The 17,181-nt window shown below is 56.1% G+C and carries 15 protein-coding genes; 2 read left to right on the plus strand and 13 right to left on the minus strand.

Annotation, left to right across the window (positions count from 1 at the left end):
* The 10 genes from nuoJ to PFH44_RS05950 all read right to left on the minus strand — a co-directional run.
* The coding region (nuoJ, locus tag PFH44_RS05905; protein ID WP_283824562.1) for an NADH-quinone oxidoreductase subunit J at positions 1–444 on the minus strand (444 nt) is incomplete at its 3' end.
* A gap of 10 nt (positions 445–454) precedes the next feature.
* A complete protein-coding gene (gene nuoI / locus PFH44_RS05910; protein WP_015365590.1) occupies positions 455–997 on the minus strand; it encodes an NADH-quinone oxidoreductase subunit NuoI in 543 nt (180 codons plus the stop codon).
* 14 nt (positions 998–1,011) lie between these two features.
* Positions 1,012–1,989 carry an NADH-quinone oxidoreductase subunit NuoH gene (nuoH, locus tag PFH44_RS05915; RefSeq protein ID WP_076945791.1) on the minus strand — a complete coding sequence of 326 codons (978 nt, stop codon included), beginning with the start codon at positions 1,987–1,989 and terminating at the stop codon, positions 1,012–1,014.
* Positions 1,986–4,712 carry an NADH-quinone oxidoreductase subunit NuoG gene (gene nuoG / locus PFH44_RS05920; protein ID WP_045856043.1) on the minus strand — a complete coding sequence of 909 codons (2,727 nt, stop codon included), beginning with the start codon at positions 4,710–4,712 and terminating at the stop codon, positions 1,986–1,988. Before nuoG ends, nuoH begins: the two co-directional genes overlap by 4 nt.
* An 83-nt stretch (positions 4,713–4,795) precedes the next feature.
* Complete coding sequence (gene nuoF / locus PFH44_RS05925; RefSeq protein WP_045856046.1) at positions 4,796–6,133, minus strand: NADH-quinone oxidoreductase subunit NuoF; 1,338 nt, start codon at positions 6,131–6,133, stop codon at positions 4,796–4,798.
* Positions 6,130–6,630 carry an NADH-quinone oxidoreductase subunit NuoE gene (gene nuoE, locus PFH44_RS05930; RefSeq protein WP_045856048.1) on the minus strand — a complete coding sequence of 167 codons (501 nt, stop codon included), beginning with the start codon at positions 6,628–6,630 and terminating at the stop codon, positions 6,130–6,132. The genes nuoF and nuoE overlap by 4 nt, the downstream gene beginning before the upstream one ends.
* A 2-nt stretch (positions 6,631–6,632) precedes the next feature.
* On the minus strand, positions 6,633–8,441 hold the full coding sequence (nuoC, locus tag PFH44_RS05935) for an NADH-quinone oxidoreductase subunit C/D (RefSeq protein WP_041146563.1): 1,809 nt from the start codon (positions 8,439–8,441) through the stop codon (positions 6,633–6,635).
* Between the two features lie 89 nt (positions 8,442–8,530).
* Entirely contained in the window at positions 8,531–9,205 is a 675-nt protein-coding gene (nuoB, locus tag PFH44_RS05940) for an NADH-quinone oxidoreductase subunit NuoB (RefSeq protein ID WP_002913178.1), read from the minus strand.
* Positions 9,206–9,220: 15 nt separating this feature from the next.
* On the minus strand, positions 9,221–9,667 hold the full coding sequence (gene nuoA / locus PFH44_RS05945; RefSeq protein ID WP_283824563.1) for an NADH-quinone oxidoreductase subunit NuoA: 447 nt from the start codon (positions 9,665–9,667) through the stop codon (positions 9,221–9,223).
* Positions 9,668–10,320: 653 nt separating this feature from the next.
* Entirely contained in the window at positions 10,321–11,247 is a 927-nt protein-coding gene (locus tag PFH44_RS05950) for a LysR family transcriptional regulator (RefSeq protein WP_283824564.1), read from the minus strand.
* A gap of 882 nt (positions 11,248–12,129) precedes the next feature.
* Between PFH44_RS05950 and alaA the strand changes: the two genes are divergently transcribed.
* Both alaA and yfbR read left to right on the plus strand, forming a co-directional pair.
* Complete coding sequence (gene alaA / locus PFH44_RS05955) at positions 12,130–13,347, plus strand: alanine transaminase AlaA (RefSeq protein ID WP_041146565.1); 1,218 nt, start codon at positions 12,130–12,132, stop codon at positions 13,345–13,347.
* An 86-nt stretch (positions 13,348–13,433) separates the two neighbouring features.
* The gene (gene yfbR, locus PFH44_RS05960; protein WP_045856054.1) at positions 13,434–14,033 is read left to right on the plus strand and encodes a 5'-deoxynucleotidase; all 600 of its coding nucleotides are present in this window, start codon (positions 13,434–13,436) and stop codon (positions 14,031–14,033) included.
* A 46-nt stretch (positions 14,034–14,079) separates the two neighbouring features.
* Here yfbR and PFH44_RS05965 read toward each other — a convergent pair whose 3' ends face one another.
* The 3 genes from PFH44_RS05965 to PFH44_RS05975 form a co-directional block, all read right to left on the minus strand.
* On the minus strand, positions 14,080–15,912 hold the full coding sequence (locus tag PFH44_RS05965; RefSeq protein WP_283824565.1) for an SLC13 family permease: 1,833 nt from the start codon (positions 15,910–15,912) through the stop codon (positions 14,080–14,082).
* A 76-nt stretch (positions 15,913–15,988) separates the two neighbouring features.
* A complete protein-coding gene (locus PFH44_RS05970; RefSeq protein WP_076945850.1) occupies positions 15,989–16,648 on the minus strand; it encodes a sugar phosphatase in 660 nt (219 codons plus the stop codon).
* Positions 16,649–16,659: 11 nt separating this feature from the next.
* The gene (locus PFH44_RS05975; RefSeq protein WP_041146568.1) at positions 16,660–17,154 is read right to left on the minus strand and encodes a YfbU family protein; all 495 of its coding nucleotides are present in this window, start codon (positions 17,152–17,154) and stop codon (positions 16,660–16,662) included.
* Positions 17,155–17,181 lie beyond the last annotated feature (27 nt).

The raw sequence follows: 17,181 nt of genomic DNA on the forward strand, positions 1-17,181 counted from the left end.
CAGCAGCATGGAGGCCAGCCCCACCGCCAGTACGTACGGGCCAAACAGCGCAATACCAACCTCTTTCGCGCTTATCGCGTTGCCTTCAATGCCCTGATCGTTAAGACCGAGGATGGCATAAACGATAACCACCAGCAGCACCGCGGAGAGGATGGCCGGGCCGATCCAGATCCCCGGCTGCAGCCACTTACGCTCCTGCTCAATTTCGCTGCCGCCAAGGTTAAGCATCATCACCACGAAGACGAACAGCACCATGATGGCCCCGGCGTAGACGATGATCTCCAGCGCCCCGGCGAAGTACGCGCCCAGCGCGAAGAACACGCCGGCAATCGCTAACAGCGAAATAATCAGGTACAGCAGCGCGTGCACCGGATTGGTGTGGGTGATCACCCGCAGGGTTGCGAGGATGGCGACAAGGCCACAGATATAAAAAGCGAATTCCATTGCCCTCTCCTTACGGTAACAGGCTCTTGACGTCGATAGGCTTAGCTTCGTTCTCTGCTTCGCCCTTATCTTTGCCGTCGATTGCCATACCCGCCATCCGGTAGAAGTTATATTCCGGGTATTTACCCGGACCGGAAATCAGCAGATCCTCTTTTTCGTACACCAGATCCTGACGCTTGTATTCACCCAGTTCGAAGTCCGGGGTCAACTGAATCGCCGTGGTTGGGCACGCTTCTTCACACAGACCGCAGAAAATGCAGCGTGAGAAGTTGATGCGGAAAAACTCCGGGTACCAGCGGCCGTCTTTGGTCTCTGCTTTTTGCAAAGAGATACAGCCTACCGGACACGCTACCGCACACAGGTTACAGGCAACGCAGCGCTCTTCGCCGTCCGGATCGCGCGTCAGCACGATGCGGCCACGATAGCGCGGCGGCAGATATACCGGCTCTTCCGGATACATCTGGGTTTCACGTTTGGCGAAGGCGTGCATCCCGATCATGCAGATACTGCGGACCTGGGTGCCGAACCCCACCAATAATTCTTTTAAGGTCATGGTCAATTCACCCCTTATTGCGCCTGCCAGAGAATGACAGCCGCCGTTACCAACAAGTTGATCAGCGTTAATGGCAGGCATACCTTCCAGCCAAAGGACATTACCTGGTCATAGCGTGGACGCGGTAATGATGCGCGGATCAAAATGAACATCATCATGAAGAACGCGGTTTTCAGCGCGAACCAGATGAACGGAGGTAACCATGGGCCATTCCAGCCGCCGAAGAACAGCGTCACGATCAGCGCCGATACGGTGACAATCCCGATATATTCACCGACGAAGAACAGGCCGAACTTCATGCCGGAATATTCAATGTGGTAGCCATCGGCCAGCTCCTGCTCGGCTTCCGGTTGGTCAAACGGGTGACGGTGACACACGGCCACGCCCGCAATCGCGAAGGTAACAAAGCCAAAGAACTGCGGGATAACGTTCCACAGATGCGCCTGGTTGTTGACGATATCGCCCATATTGAACGATCCCGCCTGCGCCACCACGCCCATCAGGGAGAGGCCGAGGAACACTTCGTAGCTCAGCGTCTGCGCGGAGGCGCGCATCGCGCCCAGCAGCGAGTATTTGTTGTTACTCGACCAGCCGGCAAACAGCACCGCGTAGACCGCCAGGCCTGCCATCATCAGGAAGAACAGAATGCCGATGTTCAGGTCGGCCACCACCCACGACGGGCTGACCGGCACGATAGCAAAGGCCAGCAGCAGCGAGGTAAAGGCAATAACCGGTGCCAGAGTAAAGATCACGCGATCGGTAAAGCGCGGAACCCAGTCCTCTTTAAAGAACATTTTGATCATGTCGGCAACCAGCTGCAGCGAACCGCCCCAGCCGACTCGGTTAGGTCCATAGCGGTTCTGGAACAGCCCGAGCAGACGACGTTCGCCGAAGCTCATAAACGCGCCGCAGGTGACAACCACCAGCAGAATGACCACCGCCTTCAGGATGCTTAACAGAATGTCGATGAGATCCGGTGTTAACCAACTCATGCTTTTGCCTCCTGCAGAGTATCAATACGCGCTCCGGTCAGAACCGGCGCAATGCCAGGCATGCCCATCGGTAGGCCAACCTGCCCTGCCGTCAGGCCCGCAGAGATAATCAGCGGCAGGCTGAGCAGATGCCCCTCCACGCTGAAGGAGACCATCGCCCCGGCGTTGACGCCAAGCTTCGCGGCATCTTCCGGGTTAAGCTTGAGATACGGCTGCGGCATGCGGCTCTGGAACACCGGCGAGCGCTGCGACAGCTCGTCGCTGCCGAAAAGATGGTAGTACGGCGCAATCCGCCATTTCCCTTCTTCGGCCTGGAAGCTTTCCGGCACCGCGGTGAAGTAATCCAGACCCTCGGCGGAAGCCTCAATCAGGCGCACGCCCGGATCGCCGTGGCGCAGCTTACCGCCCACTTCATCCTGGAATTTGTTCCACGCCTGCGGGGAGTTCCAGCCCGGCGCCCACGCAAACGGAATTTGCGAACGCGGAGCGGACGGCTGGTTGTTCCCTTCCATCGAGAAGGCAAACATAGTGTCTTTGTCCTGCGGCTGGCGCGGTTCATGCACGCTGATATTGGCGCGCATCGCCGTGCGGCCGCTGTAGCGATGCGGTTCACGGGCCAGCTTCTGACCGCGAATGCGGAAGCTCGCGTCCGGCGCGGCATCTTTAATGCCTGCCAGCTGCGGCAGCTTAGCCACCACCGCGTCAATCACGTGGTCCAGCTGCGTCCAGTCAACCTGACGGTTGTCGACGGTGCTGTGCAGCGAATGCAGCCAGCGCCAGCTCTCCAGCATCACGGTATTCGCATCGTAGTAGGCCGGGTCATAAACCTGGAAGAAACGCTGGGCGCGGCCTTCGTTGTTGACCACCGTACCGTCGCTTTCTGCAAAGCTTGCCGCAGAGAGCACCAGATGCGCTTTTTCCATGATCGCGGTGCGCTGATGGTCAACGACCATCACCAGCGGCGCTTTGGCCAGCGCAGCGTCTACGCGCGCGGCGGAAGCGTGACGATGCAGATCGTTTTCCAGCACGATAACCGCATCGGCGGCGCCGCTTTCCAGCTCGCTCAACGCCTCTTCCAGCGAACCGCCGCCGATCATACCCAGACCGACGCTGTTCACCGCGCGGGCCACCATCGTCACGCCGACGTCCGCGCCGCGACCTTTCAGCGCCTTAGCGACGTTCGCCGCGGCCTGAATAATCTCGATGCTGCCGGCGTTGGTGCCGGAGACGATCAGCGGTTTCTTCGCCCCGGCCAGCGCCTGGACGATCACGTCAATTTTGCCCTGCAGATCTTTGCTCAGGCCTTCCACCGCCGGCGAGGTTTCATCCAGCGCGTGCGCAATGGCAAAGCCCAGCCGCGCCTGATCTTCAACCGGCGCGCGGTAGGTCCACGCGGCGACGTCGTCCAGACGGGTGTCGTCGATATTGGTGACAAACAGCGGATGCTTCGCACGCTGGCCGATATTAAGGATCGCGGCAATCTGCCAGTCGGCGACTTTCTGCGCCGCGGCCATCTCACGCGCTTTACCTTTCACCGCCTGGCGTACGGCCAGCGCAATGCGGGCGCCGGTTTGGGTAAGATCTTCACCCAGCACCAGTACCGCATCGTAGGATTCAATGTCGCGCAGCGCTGGGGTATGAATACCGCCGTCGCGCAGCACCGTCAGCATCATCTGCAGACGTTCCTGCTCGGCTTTAGCAATGCCGGTATAGAAGTTCTCGGCGCCGACCAACTCGCGCAGCGCAAAGTTGCTTTCGAGGCTGGCGCGCGGGGAGCCGATGCCGATCGCTTTTTTCGACTGGCGCAGAATATCCGCCGCGCCCTGCATGGCCTGCTCGGCGTTGAGGGCGATCAGATCGTCGCCGCGGCGCTGAACCGGCTGACGCGGACGGTCTTTCAGGTTCACGTAGCCATAGCCGAAACGCCCGCGGTCGCAGAGGAAGTAGCGGTTGACGGTGCCGTTATAGCGGTTTTCGATACGACGCAGCTCGCCGTAACGCTCACCCGGGCTGATGTTGCAACCGATGGAACACTGCTGGCAGATGCTTGGCGCAAACTGCATATCCCATTTACGGTTGTAGCGCTCGGAGTGCGTCTTATCGGTGAATACGCCGGTCGGGCAGACTTCAACCAGGTTGCCGGAGAATTCGCTCTCCAGCACGCCGTCTTCCGGGCGACCGAAGTAGACGTTGTCGTGAGCGCCATAAACGCCCAGATCGGTGCCGTCAGCATAGTCTTTGTAGTAGCGTACGCAGCGGTAGCAGGCGATGCAGCGGTTCATTTCGTGCGAGATGAACGGCCCCAGATCCTGATTGCGGTGGGTGCGCTTGGTAAAGCGATAGCGACGGAAGCTATGACCGGTCATCACGGTCATATCCTGCAGGTGGCAGTTACCGCCCTCTTCGCAGACCGGACAGTCGTGCGGGTGGTTGGTCATCAGCCACTCAACCACGCTTTCGCGGAACTGCTTCGCTTCGCCGTCGTCAATAGAAATAAAAGTGCCGTCCGATGCCGGTGTCATACAGGACATCACCAGGCGACCACGCGTGTCTTCCGCGTTTTGATATTGCTTCACCGCACACTGGCGGCAAGCGCCGACGCTGCCGAGCGCCGGGTGCCAGCAAAAGTATGGAATATCAAGACCGAGAGAGAGACAAGCCTCTAGCAGGTTGTCCGCTCCGTTGACCTCGTATTCTTTGCCGTCTACATGAATCGTAGCCATTAGCATGCTTCCAAATTAAAAAAATCGTTACCACTTCCTCACTCAGCTGCCGTCTTGACGCAGGCTGAATGAGTCGGTGGGAATCACCAGCGCGTCTTAAGCAGGTTCGGCTGAATCCCGTTGATTGCATGGGTATTACTGAACTGCTGCTTAATGCCTGCTTCGAATTCGTCGCGGAAATATTTAATGGCGCTTTGCAGCGGTTCGACCGCGCCTGGCGCATGCGCGCAGAAGGTTTTACCCGGCCCAAGGAATCGACACAGTTGCTCAAGTGTCTCGATATCTCCCGGCTGGCCTTCGCCGCGCTCAAGGGCGCGCAGGATCTTCACGCTCCACGGCAGGCCGTCGCGACATGGCGTACACCAGCCGCAGGACTCGCGGGCGAAGAACTCTTCAAGGTTGCGCACCAGCGATACCATATTGATCTCGTGGTCAACGGCCATCGCCAGCGACGTCCCCAGACGGCTGCCCGCCTTGCCAATACTTTCGAACTCCATCGGCAGATCGAGATGCGCTTCGGTCAGGAAGTCAGTACCCGCGCCACCCGGCTGCCAGGCTTTAAACTTCAGGCCATCGCGCATACCGCCGGCATAATCTTCGAGGATTTCACGCGCGGTGGTGCCGAACGGCAGCTCCCACAGGCCCGGGTTCTTCACTCGACCGGAGAAGCCCATCAGCTTGGTACCCGCATCTTTGCTCTTAGAGATGTTCTGGTACCATTCGACGCCGTTGGCCAGAATGGCCGGGACGTTACACAGGGTTTCGACGTTGTTGACGCAGGTCGGCTTACCCCACACGCCGGAGCTCGCCGGGAACGGCGGCTTGGAGCGCGGGTTGGCGCGACGACCTTCGAGGGAGTTAATCAGCGCCGTCTCTTCGCCGCAGATGTAGCGCCCTGCCCCGGTGTGTACGAACAGTTCGAAATCGAAACCGGTGCCAAGAATATTTTTGCCCAGCAGACCGGCTTCGGTCGCTTCGGCAATGGCGCGGCGTAAATGGACCGCCGCTTCAATATACTCGCCGCGCAGGAAGATGTAGCCGCGGTACGCTTTCAGCGCAAACGCGGAGATCAGCATGCCTTCCACCAGCAGGTGCGGTAGCTGTTCCATCAGCAGGCGATCTTTATAGGTGCCCGGCTCCATCTCATCGGCGTTACACAGCAGGTAACGGATGTTCATGGATTCGTCTTTCGGCATCAGGCTCCACTTCAGACCGGTGGAGAAGCCCGCGCCGCCGCGCCCTTTCAGGCCGGCGTCTTTCACCTGGTTGACGATCTCATCCGGCGCCAGGCCCAGCAGCGCCTTACGGGCGCCCTCGTAGCCGTTTTTGCTCTGATACTCATCCAGCCATACCGGCTGTTTGTCATCGCGCAGGCGCCAGGTTAGCGGATGCGTTTCGGGAGTTCGGATAACGTTTTTCATTTATACCGCTCCAGCAAATCAGGAATTCCTTCCGGCGTCAGATGACTGTGGGTGTCTTCATCAATCATCATGCTTGGGCCTTTATCACAGTTACCCAGACAGCAGGTCGGTAACAGGGTAAAGCGGCCATCAAACGTTGTCTGACCCGGCTTGATATTCAGCTTTTGCTCAAGTGCTGCCTGAATCCCCTGATAGCCGGTGATGTGACACACCACGCTGTCGCAGTAGCGAATAACGTGACGGCCAACCGGCTGACGGAAGATCTGGCTGTAGAAGGTGGCTACGCCTTCCACGTCGCTTGCCGGGATACCCAGCACGTCGGCGATCGCATAGATCGCGCCATCCGGCACCCAGCCACGCTGTTTCTGAACGATCTTCAGCGCTTCGATGGACGCCGCACGCGGGTCTTCGTAGTGGTGCTTCTCGTGCTCAATTGCCTCACGTTCTGCCGCACTCAGCTCAAAAGCCTCGGTTTGTGGTTGTTGATTTTCGTGCATAATTAGCGGTCCACGTCTGACATAACAAAATCGATACTACCCAGATATACGATAAGATCGGATACCAGGCTGCCGCGAATCGCCGCCGGAATCTGCTGCAGGTGCGCATAGCTCGGCGTGCGGATACGGGTGCGATAGCTCATGGTGCTGCCGTCGCTGGTTAGGTAGTAACTGTTAATACCCTTCGTCGCTTCAACCATCTGGAAGGATTCGTTGGCCGGCATGACCGGGCCCCAGGAAACCTGCAGGAAGTGGGTGATCAGGGTTTCGATATGCTGCAGCGTGCGCTCTTTCGGCGGCGGCGTAGTCAGCGGGTGATCCGCCTTGAACGGCCCTTCCGGCATATTATCGAGACACTGCTGAAGGATGCGCAGGCTCTGGCGCAGTTCTTCGACTTTTAACATCACGCGGGTGTAGCAGTCGGAGATGCCGCCGCCGGTCGGGATTTCAAAGTCGAAGTTTTCATAGCCTGAATACGGACGCCATTTACGCACGTCGAAGCCAATGCCGGTGGCGCGCAGGCCAGCACCGGTGGTGCCCCACTCCAGCGCTTCTTTCGCATTGTAAGCGGCCACCCCTTTCGAACGGCCAATCAGAATGCTGTTACGCAGCGCGGCCTTTTCGTAGGAATCCAGACGCTTTGGCATCCACTCAAGGAATTCACGCAGCAGGCGATCCCAGCCGCGCGGCAGGTCATGCGCGACGCCGCCGATGCGGAACCATGCAGGGTGCATACGGAAACCGGTGATGGCTTCTACCAGATCGTAGATTTTCTGGCGATCGGTAAAGGCAAAGAACACCGGCGTCATGGCGCCAACGTCCTGAATAAAGGTGGAGATATACAGCAGGTGGCTGTTGATGCGGAACAGCTCGGAGAGCATCACGCGAATCACGTTGACGCGATCCGGCACGGTAATACCCGCCAGCTTTTCTACCGCCAGCACGTACGGCATCTCATTGACGCAGCCGCCGAGATATTCGATACGGTCGGTGTAAGGAATGTAGCTGTGCCACGACTGGCGCTCGCCCATCTTTTCAGCGCCGCGGTGGTGGTAGCCGATATCCGGAACGCAGTCGACGATCTCTTCGCCATCCAGCTGCAGAACGATACGGAAAGCACCGTGCGCGGAGGGGTGGTTCGGGCCGAGGTTAAGGAACATAAAGTCCTCATTTTCGGTCCCGCGCTTCATGCCCCACTCTTCCGGCTTGAAGGTCAGCGCTTCCATTTCCAGATCCTGTTTCGCTTTCGTCAGCTCAAACGGGTCGAATTCGGTGGCGCGTGCCGGATAGTCTTTACGCAGCGGGTGGCCTTCCCAGGTCGGCGGCATCATGATGCGCGTCAGGTGCGGGTGGCCTTCGATATCGATGCCAAACATTTCCCACGTTTCACGCTCATACCAGTTGGCGTTAGGGAACAGTTTGGTCAATGTCGGAACGCGCAGATCGTTTTCGGATAATGCTACCTTGAGCATGATATCGCGATTGCGTTCAATAGAAATCAGGTGATAGAAAACGGAGAAATCCGCGGCGGGTAGCCCGTCACGGTGGGTGCGCAGACGTTCGTCCATGCCGTGCAGATCGAACAGCATGATGTAAGGTTTTGGCAATCTCTTCAGGAAATCGGCCACCTCGAGCAGCTGCTCGCGCTTCACCCAAACTACCGGTACGCCGGTACGAGTTGGCTGAACGGTAAAGGCATCCGGGCCAAAACGATTGCGCAGTTCGCCGATCACCGGGTCATCAAGGTGATCGCGGGTTTGCCAGGCTGGTGCGGCGTCATGCGCGTTTAAATCGGTCATATTGTTCACCATTGCAAAAGGTCCGTGGTGACTGCCGGGCGACGCTTCGCGCTGTTGTAGATTGATTTGCGAAGTATTTTGCCGCCGCCCGCAGGCGCAAATTAAATCTCGTCCGGAGTCCGCAGATTGGTCACTGCAATGCGTTCGCCGCGTTTACGCTCACGTTCCGACTGCATGTTGGCGCGATAAACGCCCTGATCGCCAACCACCCACGAGAGAGGACGACGTTCTTTACCAATAGATTCCTGCAGCAGCATCAGCGCCTGCATATAAGCTTCCGGACGCGGCGGACAGCCCGGGATGTAAACATCAACCGGAATAAATTTATCTACGCCCTGCACGACAGAATAAATATCGTACATACCGCCGGAGTTGGCACACGCCCCCATGGAAATAACCCATTTCGGCTCCAGCATCTGATCGTAAAGACGCTGAATAACCGGTGCCATCTTGGTGAAGCAGGTGCCCGCGACCACCATCAGATCAGCCTGACGAGGAGAGGCACGCAGAACTTCTGCGCCAAAACGCGCGACGTCATGCACCGCAGTGAATGACGTCACCATTTCTACGTAGCAGCAAGAAAGGCCGAAGTTATAGGGCCAGATTGAGTTCTTACGGCCCCAGTTCACCATGTCATGCAGCGCGTGTTCGAGTTTCCCCATATACACGCTTTTGTTGACTTCTTGCTCCAGGGGGTCAGTTACGATCTCCTGTTTTTGCAGGGGGTAACGGTCGTTCTCACCGTTAGGATCTATGCGGGTGAGCGTATAATCCATCTTATTGCCTCGCTTTTACTGCATATGACGGTTAGTGGGACTGTCTGTTTCTGAGTTAACCAGCGTGCGACGGGAACGCGCAGGCGTCCAGTCCAGTGCGCCGATACGTACGAGATAAACCAGACCAACCAGTAGCACTAAAATGAAAATTGCGGCTTCCACAAAGCCAACCCAACCGCTTTCACGGATAGAGGTCGACCATGCGTAGAGATACAGGGCTTCCACGTCGAAGATAACGAAGAACATGGCAACCAGATAAAACTTCGCAGAAAGACGTAAGCGAGCCGAACCAACGGAGTCGATCCCCGATTCAAACGGCGTGTTTTTGCTTCGCGCGCGCGCGCGACCGCCGAGGTACCAGCCCCCGACAAGCATCAGGCAGCACAGGCCGATGGCAATGATGAGAAATATAGCGAATGCCCAATGATGAGCGATGACTTCAGTGGATGTTGACATACGCATTGCTTAACCAAAAAAGTGTAGCGCTAAACCCTCTGCTCTTACTGGCAGATGAACGCCACAGCGTTTCACGGGGAGGAATAAAAAAAATAACCTTGCAAAAAAGCGTCCCTACTTATCGTAGAAGGCCATATGCGCTGGCTTTTTACCCCTTTCTTTAACCTTTTGTCAACTTCAACAAAAGTTTTAACAACATTAATTTACATTAGGTTTTTTTCATTAACATTAAATGCCCTTTTATGCGAAATAACCTTGCATACCAATTGGATTTAGTGTTGTTGAATCGTGTCCGTTTCCATTGTAAATCATAATTACCCGTCTATTTTGACAGGATTTAGCCTCGATTCCTCCCCCTAAGGAGGGGTATTTTCTTGATCTGTGACACGCTTTTGTTAATTAAACCAAAAAAACAGCAACAAACTGGCCGGTTTTTTAACATTAGCATGAACTATTGAAAGTGCAGGGAAAAGTAGAGAAGTGTCGGCCGGATTGCCGCTAACCATCTGATACTTATAACAATAAAACAACAATGTATTAAAAATCACTGTAAAATAAGAAAAAAAAGAACCGCAGGGTCTAAATCTCACCTCAGCGGCTCCTTTTTGCATTTACATTTTGTTACCAGCTTTTTGTGACCAATGTGGCTTAAATCCCCCTCAGGAGATGAGGGTATGGCCTCCCCCTTCGGGGGTAAAGAGCGGGTCCGACGACCAGGGATTATGGTCCTGGCTCAGGGACTGAAAGATGGCCTGCGCCAGTTCGCTCACGCTCTGCGGATCGCAGCTCAAAACGTAGCGAGTATCCGGTAATCCCGGCAGGCCGTCGCTCTTGCCAACCACCCGCAGCTCGGGGCTCATCATCTCAACCGGCCGCGCCGTCACGCCAAGCCCGGCTTTCACCGCCGCTTTAACGCCCGCCAGTGAGGATGCCGAGTGGGCCAAATGCCACGGCGTCTTCGCGCTATTGAGCGCCGAGGTAATATCATCCCGGAAGGGCCCGGGCCCCTCAAGCAGGATCAGCGGTACCGACGCCTCGTGCGGCAGTACGTAGTCCGCCGCGCAGTACCACAGGGTTGGCGACGTGCGCAGCGTCAGCATTTCAAAGCTGTCAGACTGATGGGTGGTCAACGCGAGATCTATCGCGCCGTCTGCCAGCCTCTCCATCGCCTCGGCATGGTTGAGAACCTTAATTTCGAGGGTCAGCCTCGGGTAGAAGCTGCCAATCCGATTAAGCAAAAACGGCAAAATGGTATCCGCCGTTTCGTCGGTAGCGCCAATAGTCAACGTCCCCTGCAGGCTGCTAAACATCAACGACATGCAGGCTTCGTCGTTAAAGCGCAGAATTTTACGCGCATAGCCGAGCAGCTGAATGCCCTGCTCAGTTAATAGCTTATTGCGCCCGTGGCGGGCAAAGAGCTCTTTTCCGACCAGCTGCTCCAGCCGCTGCATCTGCTGGCTCACCGCAGACTGGGTACGGCGCACCGCCACAGCGGCGGCAGCAAACGTACTCAAATCGGCAACGGCAACAAACGTTCTCAGCAGATCGAGGTCGAGATTTAGTATTGGACGATTTGCATTTATCATGTTGCTTCACTCACAGGTAGCTATCGCTGACCTGCCTTGTTGATGCTGTGCTCCAGGTTTCCGGCTATTCCTTGAGCCTCGTGTCATCCGCAAAAAGGAAACGGACGACAGCTGGAAGAACGTTATTGCATTTGAAAGTGCTCGTCCGCGTCAATTGTGCGGAACCTCTGAGTCATATTTTGTTCGTACGCCTAAGCTTTTTCTAATTACGGCGAGCCGCTTTATGTGACCTGATTCAAAAAAGCCATCTACAGCGCAGCCCTGCACGTCAATACGCAGTCTGCCTGCGCAAAAGCTTGCTGAACGACAAACAAAAAGCCTGCAATAACAATGTATTAATAATAAAAACCGCATTATTTACGAGGTTTATTTGATATTAACAACGACATCCTAACCGAAAACCGTCTTATTTATAAGGGCAAATCAGTATTATTAAAGATAATTTTAAACATTTTTTCAGGACTTTAATTAAATTAACAAAACCAGGATTATTCATTGCCAAAAAATAAGACTCATTAATCTCTTAGATGTTTTTATTAAGTATATTTAACATTACCGCTACAGTCTTCCCCCGTCAGTTAAAAGCATAGTGCTTTTTTGTGAGCAAAAAAGTATCAGCGCAGGACCTCCCCGCCGCCTGAAACCAGATAAACGCTCATCATATGGCGATAAAACCACAAGATCTGACCAATAAAATACGACTTACAGGCATATTCTATAAACACTAAAGCTAATCAACAGATAAATCGATTACCCTAAAAAAAGAACATTAGCGAAATCTTCTCCTGCTAACCCTTCAAAACAGCGGGGATGAAGAGTACATTGTTCCGAGCTGACTTCCACGGCAGGGAGTGGCGATAACAGCTAAAAAGGCAAAGATTCATGTCCCCTATCGAAAAATCCAGCAAGTTAGACAACGTCTGTTACGACATCCGCGGCCCGGTACTCAAAGAAGCGAAGCGCCTTGAAGAAGAAGGCAATAAAGTCCTCAAGCTGAACATCGGCAACCCGGCGCCGTTTGGCTTCGATGCCCCGGATGAAATCCTCGTTGACGTCATTCGTAATTTACCGACCGCCCAGGGCTACTGCGACTCTAAAGGCCTCTACTCGGCGCGCAAAGCTATCATGCAGCACTATCAGGCCCGCGGCATGCGCGACGTGACGGTTGAAGATATTTATATCGGCAACGGCGTATCGGAGCTGATTGTTCAGGCCATGCAGGCGCTGCTGAACAGCGGTGACGAAATGCTGGTCCCGGCGCCGGATTATCCCCTGTGGACGGCGGCGGTATCGCTCTCCAGCGGTAAAGCAGTGCACTATCTTTGCGATGAGTCCGCCGACTGGTTCCCGGATCTCGACGATATTCGCGCAAAAATCACCCCACGCACCCGCGGGATCGTGATTATTAACCCGAACAACCCGACCGGCGCGGTCTATTCAAAAGAGCTGCTGCTGGAGATCGTCGAAATTGCTCGCCAGCATAATCTGATCATCTTTGCTGATGAAATCTACGACAAGATCCTGTACGACGAAGCTCAGCACCACTCGATCGCCGCGCTGGCTCCCGATCTGCTGACGATTACCTTTAACGGCCTGTCAAAAACCTATCGCGTCGCCGGCTTCCGCCAGGGCTGGATGGTGTTGAACGGACCGAAAAAACACGCTAAGGGCTATATCGAAGGCCTGGAAATGCTGGCCTCCATGCGCCTGTGCGCCAACGTTCCGGCACAGCATGCCATTCAGACGGCGCTTGGCGGCTATCAAAGCATCAGCGAGTTTATTGTTCCCGGCGGGCGCCTGTACGAGCAGCGTAACCGCGCCTGGGAGCTGATTAACGAGATCCCGGGCGTCTCCTGCGTGAAGCCGAAAGGCGCGCTCTATATGTTCCCGAAAATTGACGCTAAGCGCTTTAACATCCACGACGATCAGAAGATGGTTCTCGACTTCCTGCTGCAGGAGAAAGTGCTGCTGGTTCAGGGTACCGCCTTTAACTGGCCGTGGCCGGATCACGTGCGTATCGTGACCCTGCCTCGCGAAGACGATCTGGAAATGGCCATTTCACGTTTCGGCCGCTTCCTCTCCGGCTATCACCAGCTCTGATAAGTCGAACCCGCCGCCGGTATTTGCATCCGGCGGCAATCCCTGCGCACAATGGAACCCGATGTCGTCACTGATTAAGGGTCCTTATGAGTCAGAGTCATTTCTTTGCCCACCTCTCCCGCCTGAAGCTGATTAACCGCTGGCCGCTGATGCGCAACGTGCGCACCGAAAACGTGTCCGAGCATAGTCTGCAGGTCGCCATGGTCGCCCATGCGCTGGCGGCAATTAAGAATCGTAAGTTTGCGGGCAACGTTAACGCCGAGCGCATTGCGCTGCTGGCGATGTACCATGATGCGTCGGAAGTTTTAACCGGCGATCTGCCGACACCGGTAAAATATTTCAACTCGCAGATCGCCCAGGAATATAAGGCCATTGAGAAAATTGCCCAGCAGAAGCTGATCGATATGGTTCCCGACGAACTGCGCGATATTTTTGCGCCGCTGATTGATGAACACAGCTACAGCGAAGAGGAAAAATCAATCGTCAAGCAGGCCGATGCGCTCTGCGCCTATCTGAAATGCCTCGAAGAGCTGTCGGCTGGAAATAACGAATTTTTACTGGCCAAAGGCCGGCTCGAGAAAACGCTGGAATCCCGCCGCAGCGATGAAATGGATTATTTTATGCGGGTGTTTGTCCCGAGCTTTCATCTCTCTTTGGATGAAATCAGCCAGGACTCCCCGCTGTAAAATCGACGCCAGCCCGGCCGACGGCCGGGCCATGAGGAAACGGGGCTCAGAACGGGAACAGGACCGGGATCAGCAGCACGCAAACCACCATCACCAGCACGGTAAAAGGCACGCCGATCTTCACAAAATCGCTGAACGAGTATTTACCGGGACCCAGTACCAGGGTGTTAACCGGTGAAGATACCGGGGTCATAAACGCCGCCGAAGCCGCCATCGCCACCACCATGGCAAAGGGATAAGGCGACACGCCCATTGAATTCGCCGCCGCCAGCGCAATCGGCGCCATCAGCACCGCCGTTGCGGTGTTTGAAATAAACAGGCCGATGGCCGCGCACATCACAAACAGGCAGCCCAGCATTAAATAGGGTCCTTTGCTGCCGGCAACGTCCATCAGTCCCTGAACCACTAAATCCACGCCGCCGGTCTTCTGCAGCGCCAGCGCAAAGGGCATCATCCCAACGATCAGAATAATGCTCGGCCAGTGAATCGCCTTATAGGCGCTCTCGGCGTTGATGCAGCGAAATTTGCCCATCAAAAGGCAGGAGATAATAGCGGCGATGGGGTTGGGAATTTCATCGGTGAGCATCAGGGCCACCATCAGCACCAGGCAGAAAATAGCGTGCGGCGCCTGGCTATGGGCCGGTGAGGCATCGTTCACCTCGACCGGCATATTTAGCACCACAAAATCACGCCCGCGCTTCGCCAGCAGGGCAATCTGCCGCCAGTTGCCGACCACCAGCATGATATCCCCAAGCTGCAGGGACTCATCGACCACCGCGCCATCGAGGGCTTTACCGTCCCGCTTCAGGCCGACGATATTGAGACCAAAGCGGGTGCGGAAGGCGATTTCACGTACCGTTTTACCGATAAGCTCCGAGTCGGGGATCAGCGTCACCTCCGCCATGCCGACATCCAGCGCCTGGTCGGAGAAATACTCCCCGCGAAGCACCATCGGCTCAAGCATTTGCTCCCCGCAGAACTGGCGCAAATCGACGTCCGAAGCCGACATGTCAATCAGCAGAACGTCGCGGGCGCGGAACTCGGATACCCCGTTAACGTTCACAATCACCCGGCGAAAACGACGCCAGCGCTCCACGCCGATCACGTTAGCGCAGTAGCGCTCGCGCAGCTTAAGATCGTCGAGGCGCTGGCCAATCATCGGCGAACCGGGGCGGATCGCCAGGCGACGCGCCCTGCCGGTTAAATGGTACTCTTTGATTAAATCGCGAAAGGTGCTTCTCTTACGCCCGTCGCGCGACAGCTCGCTCTCGTCGCCTTTCAGCATAAAACGAACCGCCAACATGTAGAAAACGCCCAGCACCAAAACCACCAGGCCAATGGGCGTCACGCTAAAGAAGCTAAAGCCCTGCAGCCCTTCGCGTATCAGCTCGCTGTTCACGACCAGGTTAGGCGGCGTGGCCACCAGGGTCATCATTCCGCTGATAAGCCCGGCAAAGCTCAGCGGCATCATCAGGCGCGACGGGGAGGTATTCATGCGTGCGGAAACGCTCAGCACCACCGGAATAAAAATAGCCACCACTCCGGTGGAGCTCATAAACGCGCCCAGCCCGGCGACGGTCAGCATCAGGTAGATCAGCATTTTTGTTTCGCTGCTGCCCGCTACCTTCACCAGCCAGCTGCCGACTTTGCTTGCGACGCCGGTGCGCACGAGGCCGTCACCGATGATAAACAGCGCGGCGATAAGAATAACGTTCGGATCGCTAAAACCGGAAAACGCTTCGCTGAGAGTCAGCGTATCGCTGAGGACGAAGGCGACGATCACCAGCAGCGCGATAGCATCCATGCGCACTTTTCCGGTGGCAAACAGCACGACCGCAACGGCAAGAAGAGACAGCACCCAAATCAGTTCACCGTTCACAACTTATCCTTGTCTGAAGATGGAGTCGAAATTGTGGCACAAAAAAGCCCCGCCAGCGCGGGGCTAAATCATGAGATTATGCTTTAAGCGTAACGCTAACGTTGCCGTCCGGCTGGCGGACAATCTCCAGCTCTTCGAGGCTGGTCAGCACAAAGTCTGCTTCATCGAGACGCGGCGCGTCGGCAGGCACGTTAACGGCAATCGTACGGCATCCGGCGCTTAACCCGGAAAGTAATCCCGCCGGCGCGTCCTCAACCACCGCACACGCCTGCGGCGCCAGCCCCAGCAGCTCGGCCCCGAGCAGATAGGCATCGGGCGCCGGCTTGCCGTGCTTAACCCGCTCCGCCGTGACGAAAATTTTAGCGTCGGGCAGGCCCCCCGCGCGATGGCGCGCGTGGGCGACGGGCACCGAACCTGAGGTGACGATAGCCCACGGGATGCCTGCGCTATCCAGCTGAGTCAGCAGCGCAACCGCCCCCGGCAGCGCCGTAATGCCGTCGGTATCCTGCGCCTCTACCGCTTCGAGGTAGCGGAATTCCGCCTGAATCTCCTCTTCGCTACGCCCGGGTAAAAAATGGCGTAGAGAGGTTATCGCCTGCTTGCCGTGGATAAAGTTCAGCACTTCATCATGCGGGATGCCGAAACGATCCGCCCACGTACACCACGAGCGTTCCACCACCGGCAAAGAATCGACTAACGTCCCGTCCAGATCGAACAGAAAACCTTTACACTGCACGGAAACCTCCATCAGGCGTTGATAATTTGATTAATTTCGTTGCTGCTCAAATGGTACTGGCGCGGGCATGAGTGCCAGGCGGCCAGCATACGCTGATATTTTTCCCACATCGGCGTTTGCGAATTGAAGCCGTGAGTGCCGGCGTCAAAGTGGCTGTAGCGCCCCTCGACGTTGACGATAAAGCGCACGTAGCCGAGGAGGCGCGCTTCGGTGGCCACGTCGAACCCCAGGAATGTCACCCGACGTTCGTCGATTTCGCTGCCGTCCTTGAGGTTAGTCCAGGAGACGTGCATCGCATGATACATTTCCATGATATCGATGACGGTACGGCAGGTTTCCTCGGTCAGCTCGCCGAACTCACGGTCCAGTTCGCGCATCTGCAGCCCGTAGCCACGCTCGATGATGGTCTGCAGACGACGATAGCGCTCAGCGTTATCCGGGTCGAGCATCGTCATCATCTTGTACTGATTGGATAAAATCAGGCGCTGCGCATTGGTCATTTCCATTTTTTGACTCCTGTGGCACTTTACGGC

This window comes from Klebsiella sp. Ech2A (genome assembly GCF_030078455.1).
In the GTDB taxonomy this organism is placed as follows: domain Bacteria; phylum Pseudomonadota; class Gammaproteobacteria; order Enterobacterales; family Enterobacteriaceae; genus Klebsiella; species Klebsiella terrigena.